Source organism: Peribacillus simplex NBRC 15720 = DSM 1321, from assembly GCF_002243645.1.
GTDB classification, from domain to species: Bacteria; Bacillota; Bacilli; order Bacillales; family DSM-1321; genus Peribacillus; species Peribacillus simplex.
Map to the genome: position 1 here is coordinate 5286873 of NZ_CP017704.1, position 14876 is coordinate 5301748.

Here is a 14876-nt window from a genome sequence, read left to right on the forward strand (position 1 = left end):
ATAAGCATGAAAGGAAGTGCAGGAAATATGCAAACGTTTAAATCACGTGACGAAATAAAAATAGAAGAAACATGGAACTTAAAGGATATTTACGATGATCAGGCCAACTGGGAAAAAGATTATCAAGAAGTTCTGAAGATGACAGAAAAATTAAAAACTTATGATGGGTATATTAAGTCAGCTCAAGATTTGTTCGAGTATTTACGATTAAGTGAGGAAATTGGGTACATTTATAACAAACTATATGTATTTGCCATGCTGCAAGCGGATTTGGATACTAGAGTAACCTCATCACAAGCATTACTGGATCGAGCTGGTAAGTTAGGGCAGAAAATCAGTAGTGCTTCTGCATTTTTCATGCCGTTTCTTTTGAGCCTGGAAGAACACACTTTAAAAGGGTACATAAAAGAAATCGAGGGTTTGAAATATTTTGAAGAGGATCTACTGGATTCCTTCCGTTATAAAGCCCATGTGTTAACGAAAGAACAAGAAGAGGTGCTTTCCCAAATAGGCGAAGCCTTTTCAGCACCTCAAAAAACGTTCGGGATGATCAACAATACTGATATAAAATTTGGGGAAGTTACGAATGAAGACGGAGAGAGGGTAGAGCTAACGCGAGGAATGTATTCCAAATTGATTGAAGACGATGATCGCGATAAAAGAAAAGAGGCCTATTTCGCCTATTATCAGCCATATGTACAATTGAAGAATACAATCGCTTCCACACTTTCCACAGCAATCAAGAATAATGTGAATCTTTCAAAACTAAGAAATTATCCATCTGCCTTGGAAAAATCCTTATTTGGAGATCAAGTTCCAAAAGAGGTATATGATAATTTGATTATGTCAACTAAGCAAAATATCGGACCCATGCATAAATACATTCATTTAAGAAAAAAATTGCTGGGTGTAGAAGAATTGCGTGCCTATGATTTAAGTGTACCATTAGTCGAAGGAGCTAAAGAGGAGATTTCTTACGATGATGGTTTTTCTTTGATGGTGGAGGCTCTTAAACCTCTTGGCGAAGAGTATATCACAATCCTGAAAACCTTTAAGGAAAAAAGATATATCGACGTCAGGGAAACACCTGGAAAACGTTCAGGTGCTTACAATTTAGGGCTTTATGGTGTTCACCCTTTCATCTTATTAAACCACCGTGATGATTTAGACAGTGTTTTTACACTTGCACATGAATCTGGACATGGCATGCATTCATACTATAGCTCAAAATACCAACCGCAAATAAGTGCAGGTTATTCCATCTTTGTCGCTGAAGTTGCTTCCACTGTGAATGAAATCCTGTTGATCCGCCATTTAATTAAGACAACACAAGACGTGCAGAAGAAAAAACACTTACTTAACCATTTCATAGATAGTTTTAAAGGGACATTCTTCACACAGGTGATGTTTGCGGAGTTTGAAAAGACCGTACATGAAAAAGCTGAAAATGATGAACCTCTAAATGCCGAGGTTTTTAATACAGCCTATGAATCGATATTTCGTGCATATAATGGAGATGAAATTATTTTCGATGAAGAAGTGAAGTATGGCTGGTCACGTATCCCCCACTTTTATCGTCCGTTTTATGTCTATAAATATGCTACTGGTTACGTTTCAGCCATTACGATCGCTGATAAGATCCTTTCTGGGGACAAAAAAACACTTGAAAGTTATTTGACTTTCTTGAAAAGCGGGAGTTCGGATTTCCCATTGGAGCTGCTTAAGAAAACAGGCGTAGATTTAACTAAACCTGATCCGATTGAAAATGCAATGAAGATTTTCAGTGATCTGGTCGATCAATTCACTGAGTTGACAGAAGGCTAACCTAAACCATTTCTTCCAAAAGAGCCCATGGTATGTTGTTATAAAAAATGCTATAGTTAAAACATTGGCGTAGGAGAGGCCCAATCTATAGATTGGGCCTTATTTTATATGCTGAAGAAACAGGTAATGCGCGAAAAAAGTCATGGTGACAGCGTTATTTCAACATCGGAGCCTAGCCAGTGGGCCAGTTTCTTTGTACTTCAATGGCATATTTTGTGAGGAAAGTGAAAAATGAATTCGACAGTTAATTATATAAAAGAATGGCAGCAGGCACTTCAACTTGAAATCCTGCATTTGAAAAAATATGGCAGCACAAAATACCTGGTTTCGAACGGCCATCTGCTTACAGATGACGGTTCTTTCAACTATTATTTTGAAACAGGTTCATCGATAAAAATCCCTGTCGGTTCCCTCGTTCGACTGGAATGGGGAGGGATTAAACAGGATGGAAGGATTCTCTCATCGGAAGGGAAAAGTATAATCATTGTATTTGATCGCTCGTTAGGCGATATGATCGGTGAAGCCTTTTTATACCATGACCCCTGGGAATTGCTTGAACAATTGATTATCCGCTTGGATGAAATCAAAAGAAGTAAAAGGAAAAGGCTTCGGATCAAGCGCCTGATGGATCCGTCCATGCCTCAAAAACATCCTTTAAATGAAAAACAAAGCAGTGTAAAAGAATTATATGCCCGCTCGAAGTTCAATCCTGTCACTTTTGTTTGGGGACCCCCGGGAACAGGAAAAACCTATACATTGGCACGTACAGTAGCCAATCATTATTTACAAGATAAAAAAGTTCTGGTTTTGTCCCATAGCAATCAGGCTGTTGATGTTTTGATGGCTGAAATTTCGGCATTCATTAAAAAGAAAGATCGTTTCAAAGAAGGCGATGTGCTTCGCTATGGATCTCAAATCGGTGAATCACTAGCCATCCACGATGATATTGTTACGGGGCAATTACTAGGTAAACATGAACCGACATTATTTAAAGAAAAAGAAGAGCTTGGCGAAGAGAAACGGCTATTAAAACATGACTTGGCAGGGTCCTTCAGTAAAAGGGATACAGATCAATTAATCGAGATAGAGAAAAAACTGGCCAAAGTCTTGGAGAAAATCCGCCAAAAAGAGATTCAATTCGTAAAAGAGGCAAAGGTCATCGGGACGACCTTGGCTAAAGCCGCAAATGATGAAACGGTTTATCAAAAGGAGTATGATCTGGTTATTTTGGACGAAGCGAGTATGGCTTACGTACCTCAGGTGGCTTTTGCTGCAGCGTTATCAAAGCATATTATCGTTTGTGGTGATTTCAAACAATTGCCACCTATTGCTTCGGCTCGTGATTCCCTCGTGAAACTTTGGCTAAAGGAAGACATTTTTCATCGGGCCGGTGTTGCCCAGTCTGTTGAAGAAGGAGAACTTCATCGTCATTTATTCCTATTAAAGGAACAGCGCCGCATGCATCCGGATATTTCAGCATTCACTAATCGTGTCGTCTATAACAATTTTGTTGGCGATCATATAAGTGTTGCCACTAGCAGGGAGGGCATAATGCAGGGTGAACCTTTTGCCAATAAGGCAGCAGCTCTTCTCGATACCAGCTTATCTGGGGAATATTGCATCACTGAACGGACATCCCACTCGAGAATGAATTTATGGCAATTACTTTTATCTTTTCAACTGATTCATGAAGCTTATGTGGGCGGATCAAGGTCAATTGGTTATGTCGCCCCATATCGTGCTCAGGCAGACTTGATGGAAAAACTATTGGATGACTTATATGACAAAGAACGGCAAACGGCGGATATCATCGCTGCAACTGTACATCGTTTCCAGGGAAGTGAACGTGAGATGATGATATTTGACACAGTTGATAGTTATCCGCAAAACAGGGCTGGAATGTTATTGACAGGGAGAGAAAGTGAAAGGCTCATTAACGTGGCCATAACAAGGACTAAGGGTAAGTTCGTACATGTATGTGACACTTCATTTGTTAACAAACATGTATATCGCAGCAAAACACTTCGTCAGCTTGTCGATCATCAAATTCAAAATGATCAAATTGTACCAAAGAAAGACATTGGAAAATGGGTTAAACACCAGCACCCGAAATTACAATGGATGCATGCCCGTAAATTGGGGGACTTTCAGGAAGATATTGAATCAACAAAACAAGAGATGGTTATCGCTGTACCGGATTTGAACAGTTTGTCAGAAGAATGGCAGCAATATTTATTGAAACGAAACCCTGCAGTGAAATTGACGATCATTTCTGCAAAAAGAAACCCTGATATCAACTCTGATCATTTTATTTGTTCACCTGTTTCATTTTCCTTTATCATATTTGATAAAAGAGTTATCTGGCTAGGTTTGCCCGTAGAGTCCAATAATCGGGTTCAGCCTCCATTTATAGCGGCTCGTTTGGATTCGCAAATAATGGCAGATGAATTACTATCTCAATTCAAAAAAAGTGAATAGCTTAGGAAAGGCCCTTAAAAAGGGCTTTTCTTCATTTACATATATCCCTAAAAAGACCTCGATAGAATAAGTGATGTCATCTTGAACCACCTGCGTGATTAATATATTTAAAAAAACACCTCGCTAGAATATATGATAGCCTCATACTCCCCAATTTAGATTCAACTCCTTATATTTTCTGCTAAAGGCTGCAAACTAAAATAACAAAGCAAGCGTTTCAGGCGACTTTCCACTAGTTATGATTTACTATTAAGTTACGAAAGACAAGAGAAAGGAGGTAACAAAATGAAACTGAGCATATTGGATCAATCCCCAATTGCATCTGGACAATCAGCACAAGAAGCTTTGCAGGCTTCACTCCAACTAGCACAAGAAGGAGATAGACTGGGTTATAGCAGAATCTGGTTAACTGAACATCATGATCTGCCGGGATTGGCCTGTTCCGTTCCAGAAGTTTTGATAAGCTATATTGGTGCACAAACAAAAAATATCCGGATTGGATCAGGGGCAGTGCTGCTTCCGCATTATAAGCCATACCGGATAGCAGAGACTTACAATATGCTTGCCACCCTTTTTCCAGGCCGGATTGATATGGGACTGGGGCGTGCTCCTGGTGGATCTGCCGAAGCAACGATGGCATTATCCGATAATTTTCTTCAGAATGTTTACAAAATGCCTGAACTTGTTCAAGAACTGTTGAATTTCCTAAGAGGTGAATTTCCGAAAGAACATCCGTTTTCAAATGTCTCTGCTGCTCCTGTCCCAATGGTACCGCCTGAACCATGGATATTGGGAACAAGCGGGAAAAGTGCAAAACTTGCCGCTGAGAATGGTGCTGCATACGCGTTTGGTGAATTCATGAGTGAAAATGATGGAGTGCAGAGCTTTCAGCAGTACCGTGAGCACTTTCAAATAAAAGGTTTTCTTAAAGAACCTAAAACGATTGTTACGGTTTCGGCCATATGCGCAGAAACGGAGGAACATGCTAAAGAAATCGCCCTGAGCAACACCCTATGGAAAATACAAAGTGGATATGGGGAAAGAAAGCAGGTTCCAAGTAAAGAAGAGGTAAGGAATCATGATTGGACTGAAAAAGAAAAAGCACTGATGGAAACCATGCATAAAAAACTGATTTTTGGTACCCCTTCACAAGTGAAGTATCGCCTATTGGAGATCCAGGAAAAATATCAAGCAGATGAAATCATGCTGATAACCATCACTCATAAGTTGGAGGATAGGCTTAATTCGTTTCGTTTGATTGCCAGGGAAATTCTTAACAGTTAATCCCTTCGAGCATTTTGTGTGCATTTTGTGTGCATTTTCTATATGATGACTTTGCGTCCAATTTATCATTATTGAAAGAAAGAAGATGAAGATATGAGTGCTGATCAACATGCAAAAAAACTTAGCGACATTTCTTTTTCCGTTCTGGACCTGGCTTCTATCGTTGAGGGTGGCACAGTTTCGGGAGCCTTTAAAAATACAGTAGAATTAGCTAAACATGCGGAGCAATGGAATTACAACCGTTTCTGGGTTGCGGAACATCATAGCATGCCTGGGGTTGCAAGCTCTGCAACGTCAGTGCTTATAGGCTATGTTGCAGGTAGGACGGAAAGAATTCGTGTGGGTTCTGGAGGCATAATGCTACCGAATCATGCACCGCTGGTTATCGCAGAACAATTTGGAACATTGGAAGCAATGTATCCTGGTAGAATAGATTTAGGACTGGGGCGTGCTCCGGGAAGCGACCAATTTACAGCCATGGCACTCCGGGGTGATGTACGTAATAACGGTCAGGATTTTCCTGAACAATTGGCACAGCTCCGTAGCTATTTAGATGCGGATTCTAAACATAATCGTGTTCGCGCCATCCCTGGCGAAGGACAGGATATCCCGATTTGGCTGCTAGGTTCAAGCGGCTTCAGTGCAGCATTATCAGCACAGCTGGGATTGCCATTTTCATTTGCAAGCCATTTTTCCCCTGAAAATACTCAACCAGCTTTAGCTCGTTACCGCAATAATTTCCAACCATCCGACGTTCTCGATAAACCTTATGTCATGGTTGGTATCAATGTATTTGCAGCTGATACTACGGAAGAGGCGCAAAGGATTGCTACATCTTATCAACAGCAGTTCTTGAATTTGATACGGAACACGCCTGGTCAACTTGCTCCTCCAGTTGATACGATGGAAGGACTTTGGACAGAATATGAAAAGGCCATTGTCATGAAACAGCTGAACGCTTCCATTATAGGAAATCCAAAAGAGGTTAAAGTGCAGTTGCAGGCATTTTTAAATGAAACACAGGCGGATGAAATGATTATAAACTCTGCCATTTATGATCAGGATGCACGCCTTCGTTCTTATGAAATCATTGCAGAAGTTACTGGAATGAAATAAGTGTCAAAGAATGAGCTTGCAGATTACGTGTCTGCAAGCTTTTTTATAAAATACATACCGATTGACTTCATAAATAAAGTTAGGAGAGAGTAATGAAACGAGAAGATCCTTTATCCTTAATATTTCACTTCACAGATAAACAAGGTGACAGCCGGCCTCTATATTTTACAAACCCGAAAAAAGTGTTCACCGCCCATTCAATTGAGGATGTCATTCCACAATTCCAAAAAGTCCAGGAAGCGATCGAACAGGGGCATTATGCAGCCGGATATGTTTCCTATGAAGCGGCACCTGCTTTTGAAAAATCTTTTAAAGTAAAAGATGGAGCCAAAATGCCATTATTATGGTTCGGGATTTTTGATAAACCGGAAGAAGAAATACCTGAAAAAATGACCGGGGCTTTTAATTTAGCTGAATGGCAATCAGAAACGGATTCAAAAACCTATCATTCCGGGTTTCAAAGGATAAAATCCGAAATCGAGAAAGGCAATACGTATCAAGTGAATTATACGATGCGTTTGCAATCCCAGTTCGAAGGAGATGACTCCGCTTTCTTTGATCGCTTGAAGAGAGCTCAACGGTCGAACTATAGTGCATATTTGAATGTGGGGACACATCGAATCCTATCGGCTTCACCAGAGTTGTTTTTCCGTTGGGAAGATGGTCAGCTGATTACTCGACCAATGAAAGGAACGGTAAAGCGGGGAACGACACTGAAAATGGATCAGATCAATGCAGACTGGTTAGCAGCCTCGGAAAAGAATCAAGCTGAAAACTACATGATTGTGGACCTGCTCAGAAATGATTTGGGAATGATTGCAGAACCAGGAAGCGTCAAGGTTCCACAGCTTAAGGCAATTGAAAAATATCCGACCGTTTGGCAAATGACATCCACGATTACAGCCGATACGAATCCAGGGACAACAATCATTGATATATTCAAGGCCCTTTTTCCATGTGGATCGATAACAGGGGCACCTAAAATTAAAACGATGGAGATCATCGCTGATATCGAGAATTCACCACGTGAAGTTTATTGCGGTGCAATCGGGTTTATCTCCCCTGAATCCGAAGCCGTTTTTAATGTGCCGATTCGTACGGTAGTGATCGATAAGGAAACTGGGAAAGCCGAGTATGGAGTAGGCGGGGGAATCACTTGGGATTCCGAGTTATCGGAAGAATATGAGGAAGCATTTTTAAAAGCCAAGTTATTGACGGTGGAAAGTCCTGCTTACAAACTATTGGAATCGATTAAGCTCAGCGATGGCGAATATTATTTGTTGCATGATCATATCGACCGGATGAAACAATCCGCTGATTACTTCAATTATCGGTTCTCTGAATTGTATCTTAGAGATCGACTCCAAAAGTTTGCGGAATTAAACCATGGGACGTTGCAAAAGGTAAGGGTACTACTTAATGAAAATGGTGAAATTGAAGTCTCCGGACAAGCAATCAAGCCCCTTGATTCAGAATTTACGGCCATCTTGGCTGAAACTCCAATATCAAGTGCAAATCCATTTCTATTTCATAAGACCACCAATCGTGATGTATATGAAGGCTTTCAACTGAATAATCCCGACTTCCATGATGTTCTGCTTTGGAATGAAGAAGGATTCATCACGGAATTCACGAACGGAAATGTAATGGTTAAGATAAATGGTGACCTCTATACCCCTCCGGTGGAATCAGGTCTCCTTGCTGGAACATTTCGTCAAGACTTGATCAGGAAGAAGGAAATCAAGGAAAAACCCATTTCAAAGGCTGACCTTAATAACGCTGAGGAAATTTGGTTTATTAATAGTGTGCGAGGGAAATTAAAAGTGAATTTAACTTTCTAAGCTGATTATTCGTAAAAAAGTGAAAATTGTAATCTTTATTGCAGTTTGTTGGGTTATCGTAGATCATGAATACAATATATTCTGGGAGGAACTGCTGTGGATTTGGTCCCATACAACTTTTGTCAGGTCCAGAAGGAAGGAAATATCTTATGGACCGAAATCTCCTGGATAAAATGAACCAGTCCACACATATCATCTGGGCGACTGGCGGGAGTATGGTACCAAAAGATATGATGGAACAATATTTATCTAAAAGTTAAAAAAGTTCACGAAAGTGAACTTTTTTCAGACTGTAGACAAATTCGAAGAAAATCGAGTTTGCCTGCAGTTTTTTTATTAATAAAACGTTCCAGTTGATTTCAGCCGGAGCACTTTTTTCGTCGCCCACACTGTTTTTCGACCGTCACAGCATTATTCGGACTCCGGAGCATTCTTTTTGCGGCCCACATATAGAAGAATCCGCTCCCTTTCCGCCAAGTCTTCTCGCCGCAAGCATATAGCGGGGTCTTGGCTAGCCAGTTATTCGGCTAGAGTGCCGCAAATTTCTTCAATCAAGTGAGGTTTCGTTCTAAATAAGGGTAATCACTTCCTCGATAAAAATTGTGAAAGGGTTTCGGGATTAGACCATTCCGAAACCCATTTTGTCGACAAACTTAAAGAACTTTCACGATAATGAACTTATTTTTTTCTTTATAAACCCCATGAGTTTAATAAAAGGTGAATGGCTTTATCCAATTCAGATTCAGGGATCCCTGCAAAGCCCAATATGATTTTTGGAGGTTGTTCGTCCATTTTTTCGATCGAATATGTCGATAATCCATATATTTTAATATGGTCTTCGTTTGCCTTTTGAATAAGTGTATGTTCATCCATACCGTTCTTAACGATCAGGACGACATGCAATCCTGATCGCTCACCAATTATCTTTATTTGTTGATGTGGTTTAAACAGATCAATCACTTTATCCAACTTGCGCCGGTAAACTTTCCTCATCCGATTCAAATGTTTTTCGAAATCCCCTTCCTTCATGAACTGTGTCAATACATGCTGATCGATCCGTGAAACGGTTGAATGGTAAAAAGATAATTCCTGTTGATGCATTTGTAACAATGGAGCGGGAAGAACCATATAACTGATCCTAATTGATGGCATCAATGATTTGGAGAATGACCCTAAATAAATCACCTTATCACCAGCATCCATACTTTGTAAGGAAGGAATTGTTTTTCCACTATAACGAAATTCACTATCATAATCGTCTTCGATAATATAGCGGTTTGCTGCCCCTTGAGCCCAGTTCAACAATCGCGTCCGTCTGTTTACGGATAGGATCGTCCCATTGGGGAAGTGATGAGAGGGAGTGACATATACGACGTCGATCTTTGAATCTTCAATTTGGTTCACCTTTACGCCTTCCTCATCAATTTTTAGTGGATGAACTTCATTTGGGTAGCTGCGTAAAATCCGGTGTATCAAGTGGTACCCAGGATCTTCAACACCATAAATGGCATTTTTATCGAAAAGAAGAACAAGCTGCTGCAATAAAATTTCCATTCCTGCACCAATGATGATTTGTTCAGGAACACATTGTACCCCGCGTGCATGATACAAATAATGGGCAATTTCACATCGTAATTCATATTCCCCTTGAGAATCCCCCAGTAAAAGAAGCTCTTGATGTGATTCATCGATTTTATTTTTCGTGTATTTTCTCCATTTTTCAAATGGGAAGTGTTCCGTGTCAATTTGGCTGGGATGAAAATGATAAAGCAATTCCCCTTCTTTATGATTAATTTGTTTCAAGGAAACTTGGTTAGTTTGTGTATACTCTAAATCTTCGAATGTTTGAATATAGTACCCTTTTCTTGGTATGACTTCAACGTATCCTTCAGCAGTCAATTGTTCATATGCAGTCTCGACAGTATTTTGACTAATCTGAAGGAACTCTGCCAATTTACGTTTGGATGGCAGCTTTGTGCCGTAAAGAAGACGGCCATCAATGATTTCTTTTTTAATATGTGAATATAATTGTTCGTACAAAGGTACTTCACTAAATCGATTTAAATCACAAGAAAGCATATTCATTTTGTTGTTTCCACCTTTTAGAAAAAAATATAATACTGACCCCATTAATTATATTAAAACTGACACTTTCAATGCGGTCAACTTTTTTTTATACTAAATCTAACAAATCAAAAAAATGCAAATATTAGGGGGAAGAGAAATGGAAAAATTATTAGGAACTGAAACAGTAAAAAGAGGAATGGCACAAATGCAAAAGGGTGGCGTAATCATGGACGTCATTAATGCAGAACAAGCAAAAATCGCTGAAGCAGCGGGTGCTGTTGCTGTCATGGCTTTAGAAAGGGTACCTTCTGATATTCGTGCAGCTGGTGGTGTAGCAAGAATGGCAGATCCTCGAATCGTTGAGGAAGTATTGAATGCTGTTTCTATTCCGGTCATGGCTAAAGCAAGGATTGGTCACATTGTTGAAGCAAGGATTCTTGAATCAATGGGTGTTGATTATATTGACGAAAGCGAAGTGCTGACGCCTGCTGATGAAGAATATCATTTGTTAAAAAGCGATTTCACAGTACCTTTTGTATGTGGATGCCGTGACTTAGGTGAAGCTGCACGCCGGATTGGCGAAGGAGCATCGATGCTTCGTACAAAAGGAGAACCTGGAACAGGAAATATTGTGGAAGCTGTTCGACATATGAGAAAGGTTTTGTCCCAAATTCGTAAAGTGAGCGTAATGAGTGACGATGAATTAATGACAGAAGCAAAAATCTTAGGTGCTCCTTATGAGATTCTAAGAGAAATTAAGCGGACAGGTAAATTGCCTGTAGTTAACTTTGCAGCAGGTGGAATTGCTACTCCAGCAGATGCAGCACTAATGATGGAACTGGGTGCAGATGGCGTATTTGTGGGTTCAGGTATTTTTAAATCAGAGAATCCTGAAAAATTTGCAACTGCAATCGTTCAAGCGACTACATATTATACTGATTATGAATTGATTGGCCGGCTGTCCAAAGAGTTGGGCAGTGCAATGAAAGGTATTGATATTTCTAAGCTTGCTCCATCAGAACGGATGCAGGAACGTGGCTGGTAATATGATAACTATCGGTGTTTTGGGATTACAGGGTGCAGTTGAGGAACACTTGAACCAAATCAAATCTTCCGGCGAACAAGCAATTATAGTGAAAAAACCGGAACAGTTGCTGGATATCGATGGCTTGATCATTCCAGGCGGAGAAAGCACTACGATGAGAAAGCTAATGGATCGTTATGGATTTATGGAACCGATCAAAACTTTCTTCGAAGGTAAAAAACCTATTTTCGGTACATGTGCAGGGATGGTATTGGCGGCCAATGAATTGACCGGCGATGAGAAGGCCTATCTTGGGCTAATGGACATTTCCGTGAAAAGGAACGGATTTGGACGTCAACGGGATAGTTTCGAGGCTGAACTAACAATCAAAGGAATGGAAGACCCTTATAAGGCAGTTTTCATCCGGGCGCCATTTGCTGATGGAATTGGAGAAGGTGTAGAAGTATTGGCTGTTTATGAAGAGAATGTAGTGGCTGCGAGACAAGACCATGTCCTCGTTAGTGCGTTTCATCCAGAATTAACAGGTGATGATCGTTTTCTGCAACTTTTCATTGAAATGGTGAAGACCTCCGTAAGTAAGGTCGAATTGAAAACCTGCTAAACAAATGAAGCTGTCCTATTAATAGGACAGCTTCACTTTTGGATGCTCAAAACGCTATAAAAATAAATACATATAGCTTGAATTTAATATTCTTTACTTTTATACTTGAAAACTAAGTAATTACTTACTTATTTTTTAGTGTTGAAAGGGGAATGTATATGACAGCAAGAGTTGCAGTTATTACAGGAGGAGCAAGCGGAATTGGCCGAGCAACATGCTTGAAATTCGCAGCAAAGGGGGACAAGGTCGTTGTTGCGGATTGTAGAAATGGGATAGGAAACTGTTGAACAGATAACAGCGAATGGTGGAGAGGCCATTTTTGTTAAAACGGATGTTTCTAAGCAGGAAGATGTTGAATCGTTAATAAATGAGGCAGTGGAAACATACGGAAGGATCGATATCATGTTTAATAATGCCGGCATTGGTGCAGGCGGTATGATCCTCGATCAAGATATGGAGGGTTACTTCAAAATGATTGGAGTGAACCAGCACGGAGTTGCCTTTGGAATCATGCGAGCAGGACGGAAAATGAAGGAGCTAGGTAACAAGGGTGTCATTATAAATACCGCTTCTGTGTTTGGCTACTTAGCTTCCCATGGGACTTTTGCCTATCAGGCGACTAAAGGCGCTGTAAGAATGATGACACAGACAGCAGCTTTGGAATTGGGTGCTTTATGGCATTCGCGTAGTGGGCATTGCACCAGGCGGGGTTGACACTCCTATCATACAAGGCTATAAAGATATGGGAATCATCGAAAAATTGAATGCAAGTCAAATGCGCGGTAAATTAATTAAGCCAGAAACCATTGCAAATACCGTCTATCTATTATCGTTAGAGGAAGCGGATGCGATTAATGGAAGTGTAGTCATGGTCGATGATGGCTATGCATCTTTTAAGTGATTTTCTGAAAAGAAAACATCGTCCCAACCAGACGATGTTTTCTATTTATGATATATGGGAATATTGAATTCTAATAGATCAAAGGTAATATGTTGACCGATTGATACCATCAAGATATCATGGAAAATAATTGGTGAAACCGGTCTTATCTTTATAAAAGAAGGTTGATATTTTTGAAAAAAGGGCAGCAAACCAAAGAACGAATCATAAATGTAGCCCGGACTCTTTTTGCCACTAAAGGTTTTGACATGACAAGAACGAATGAAATTGCCTCTGCATGCAATGTTTCCGAAGCTACTATTTACAAATACTTTGATAGCAAAAAAGATTTGCTTTTGGCTACAATTACCCCTAATGAAAAAGAGGAATCTGAAGATGGGACTAGTCATCTTTCAACGGATGATCTAGTGGAGAATCATGTTTGCACCATGATAAAAAAAATTCTTGAAAATAAAGAACAGTTTTCGATATTATTTAGGGAAACACAATTCGATCAAGATATTTCAAAGCAATATGTAGATCAGATTTTCAAGCCAAATGCCAAGCATATTGAAATACAGAAGAGAATAGATAGCGGAGAGATACAATATATCTCTGATATTATCCTATTTAATGTAGGGATCATTTCTTTTACATTGGCATTATCTACACATTATGAGATCCATCAACAAAAAAAGGAGCCATATTTTACTTCTGAACGAATTAAGAGCATTGCTCAACTTTTGGTATATGGTATTCATGGTAAACAAAATCATACATAATGAAACGGTCATATTTGTGGCATGAGCATCAAGCCGCAAATATGACCGTTTTATTTTCATTCAGAGTCGATGAAGTCAACTGGTGAATTTATGAAACCCGAGTGTAAGATTTGACTTATATTTTTCAGACTATTACGATAAATGCATACTGCATGAAATGCTTTACGAAGATTTTATCTGGAAATCATGTAACATTGGAGGGGTATTAAATGAGCGATATCGTAATTTTATCAGGAAGTCCTGCTATACCATCAAGAACGGACATTTCACTAAAACATATTCAATCATTAGTCGAACACGAAGGATTTACCACAGCTTATTTCTCAATTACGGATTTCTCAGCAGATGATTTATTTCAAGGGAAATATAATAGCGAAGATATCTTAAAGCTTTCAGAGAGAATTCAAGCAGCTAGAGGTATCATTATTGGTTCACCTGTTTATAAGGCTTCTTATACAGGGGTATTGAAAGCCTTGATTGATTTGCTGCCAGAAGGTGCTTTTAAGGGTAAGCCAGTGCTGCCAATCATGATTGGAGGAAGTAACAGGCATCTATTGGCGATTGACTATGCGCTTAAACCATTAATTTCAATATTAAAAGGCGAGCCGCTGCAGGGCATTTATTTTGTTGATAAGGAAATAGATAAACAGAATTCAGAAAAACCGATTAATGATTTGGATTTAATTGATCGCGTCCAGAGTCAAGTTCAAGAATTTGTAGAAGCGATACAGTTAAGAAATTAATGACTTCAAGTAATCCCTTCTACAAAAGGAATGGAATTCGAGAAATTATTTTTTCAAGAAAGGACATGCGTCAATAATAGGCTTTTTATGAAAATAGACTTATTTTTTTGGAGACCTTATCTAAAAAGACGAGTCTATTTTCGTATTTATATGAACATAAAATCATAAATTGAATAGTGTGTATAAAAATAACAGTTAATCCATAATATTAAACC

General features: G+C 39.4%; 10 protein-coding genes and 1 pseudogene. 10 read left to right on the plus strand and 1 reads right to left on the minus strand.

Annotation, left to right across the window (positions count from 1 at the left end; all coding sequences use genetic code 11):
• Positions 1–27: 27 nt before the first annotated feature.
• From pepF to pabB, 5 genes are all read left to right on the plus strand, one after another.
• A complete protein-coding gene (pepF, locus tag BS1321_RS25525; RefSeq protein ID WP_063233697.1) occupies positions 28–1824 on the plus strand; it encodes an oligoendopeptidase F in 1797 nt (598 codons plus the stop codon).
• Positions 1825–2055: 231 nt separating this feature from the next.
• Positions 2056–4302, plus strand: coding sequence for an AAA domain-containing protein (locus tag BS1321_RS25530; RefSeq protein ID WP_063233654.1), 2247 nt, complete (start codon positions 2056–2058; stop codon positions 4300–4302).
• Positions 4303–4587: 285 nt separating this feature from the next.
• Complete coding sequence (locus tag BS1321_RS25535) at positions 4588–5586, plus strand: LLM class flavin-dependent oxidoreductase (protein WP_063233655.1); 999 nt, start codon at positions 4588–4590, stop codon at positions 5584–5586.
• A 93-nt stretch (positions 5587–5679) separates the two neighbouring features.
• A complete protein-coding gene (locus tag BS1321_RS25540) occupies positions 5680–6702 on the plus strand; it encodes an LLM class flavin-dependent oxidoreductase (protein ID WP_063233656.1) in 1023 nt (340 codons plus the stop codon).
• 92 nt (positions 6703–6794) lie between these two features.
• On the plus strand, positions 6795–8543 hold the full coding sequence (pabB, locus tag BS1321_RS25545; protein ID WP_063233657.1) for an aminodeoxychorismate synthase component I: 1749 nt from the start codon (positions 6795–6797) through the stop codon (positions 8541–8543).
• A 690-nt stretch (positions 8544–9233) separates the two neighbouring features.
• Here pabB and pdxR read toward each other — a convergent pair.
• On the minus strand, positions 9234–10628 hold the full coding sequence (pdxR, locus tag BS1321_RS25555) for a MocR-like pyridoxine biosynthesis transcription factor PdxR (RefSeq protein ID WP_063233658.1): 1395 nt from the start codon (positions 10626–10628) through the stop codon (positions 9234–9236).
• A gap of 139 nt (positions 10629–10767) precedes the next feature.
• Here pdxR and pdxS point away from each other — a divergent pair, with 139 nt between their 5' ends.
• The 5 genes and pseudogenes from pdxS to ssuE all read left to right on the plus strand — a co-directional run bounded on the left by pdxS (position 10768) and on the right by ssuE (position 14661).
• On the plus strand, positions 10768–11655 hold the full coding sequence (gene pdxS / locus BS1321_RS25560) for a pyridoxal 5'-phosphate synthase lyase subunit PdxS (protein WP_063233659.1): 888 nt from the start codon (positions 10768–10770) through the stop codon (positions 11653–11655).
• 4 nt (positions 11656–11659) lie between these two features.
• Positions 11660–12256, plus strand: coding sequence for a pyridoxal 5'-phosphate synthase glutaminase subunit PdxT (gene pdxT / locus BS1321_RS25565; RefSeq protein ID WP_063233698.1), 597 nt, complete (start codon positions 11660–11662; stop codon positions 12254–12256).
• 158 nt (positions 12257–12414) lie between these two features.
• Positions 12415–13157 (plus strand): annotated as a pseudogene (locus BS1321_RS25570) (SDR family NAD(P)-dependent oxidoreductase).
• A gap of 173 nt (positions 13158–13330) precedes the next feature.
• Positions 13331–13918 carry a TetR/AcrR family transcriptional regulator gene (locus BS1321_RS25575; protein ID WP_063233660.1) on the plus strand — a complete coding sequence of 196 codons (588 nt, stop codon included), beginning with the start codon at positions 13331–13333 and terminating at the stop codon, positions 13916–13918.
• A 209-nt stretch (positions 13919–14127) separates the two neighbouring features.
• The gene (gene ssuE, locus BS1321_RS25580) at positions 14128–14661 is read left to right on the plus strand and encodes an NADPH-dependent FMN reductase (RefSeq protein ID WP_063233661.1); all 534 of its coding nucleotides are present in this window, start codon (positions 14128–14130) and stop codon (positions 14659–14661) included.
• The last annotated feature ends 215 nt before the right edge of the window (positions 14662–14876 follow it).

Bases quoted from the DNA above. Each gene is read 5' to 3' on its own strand.
- pabB (WP_063233657.1), top strand. From the start codon at position 6,795: ATGAAACGAGAAGATCCTTTATCCTTAATATTTCACTTCACAGATAAA.
- pdxS (WP_063233659.1), top strand. From the start codon at position 10,768: ATGGAAAAATTATTAGGAACTGAAACAGTAAAAAGAGGAATGGCACAA.
- BS1321_RS25530 (WP_063233654.1), top strand. From the start codon at position 2,056: ATGAATTCGACAGTTAATTATATAAAAGAATGGCAGCAGGCACTTCAA.
- BS1321_RS25540 (WP_063233656.1), top strand. From the start codon at position 5,680: ATGAGTGCTGATCAACATGCAAAAAAACTTAGCGACATTTCTTTTTCC.
- ssuE (WP_063233661.1), top strand. From the start codon at position 14,128: ATGAGCGATATCGTAATTTTATCAGGAAGTCCTGCTATACCATCAAGA.
- pepF (WP_063233697.1), top strand. From the start codon at position 28: ATGCAAACGTTTAAATCACGTGACGAAATAAAAATAGAAGAAACATGG.
- pdxR (WP_063233658.1), bottom strand. From the start codon at position 10,628: ATGAATATGCTTTCTTGTGATTTAAATCGATTTAGTGAAGTACCTTTG.
- BS1321_RS25535 (WP_063233655.1), top strand. From the start codon at position 4,588: ATGAAACTGAGCATATTGGATCAATCCCCAATTGCATCTGGACAATCA.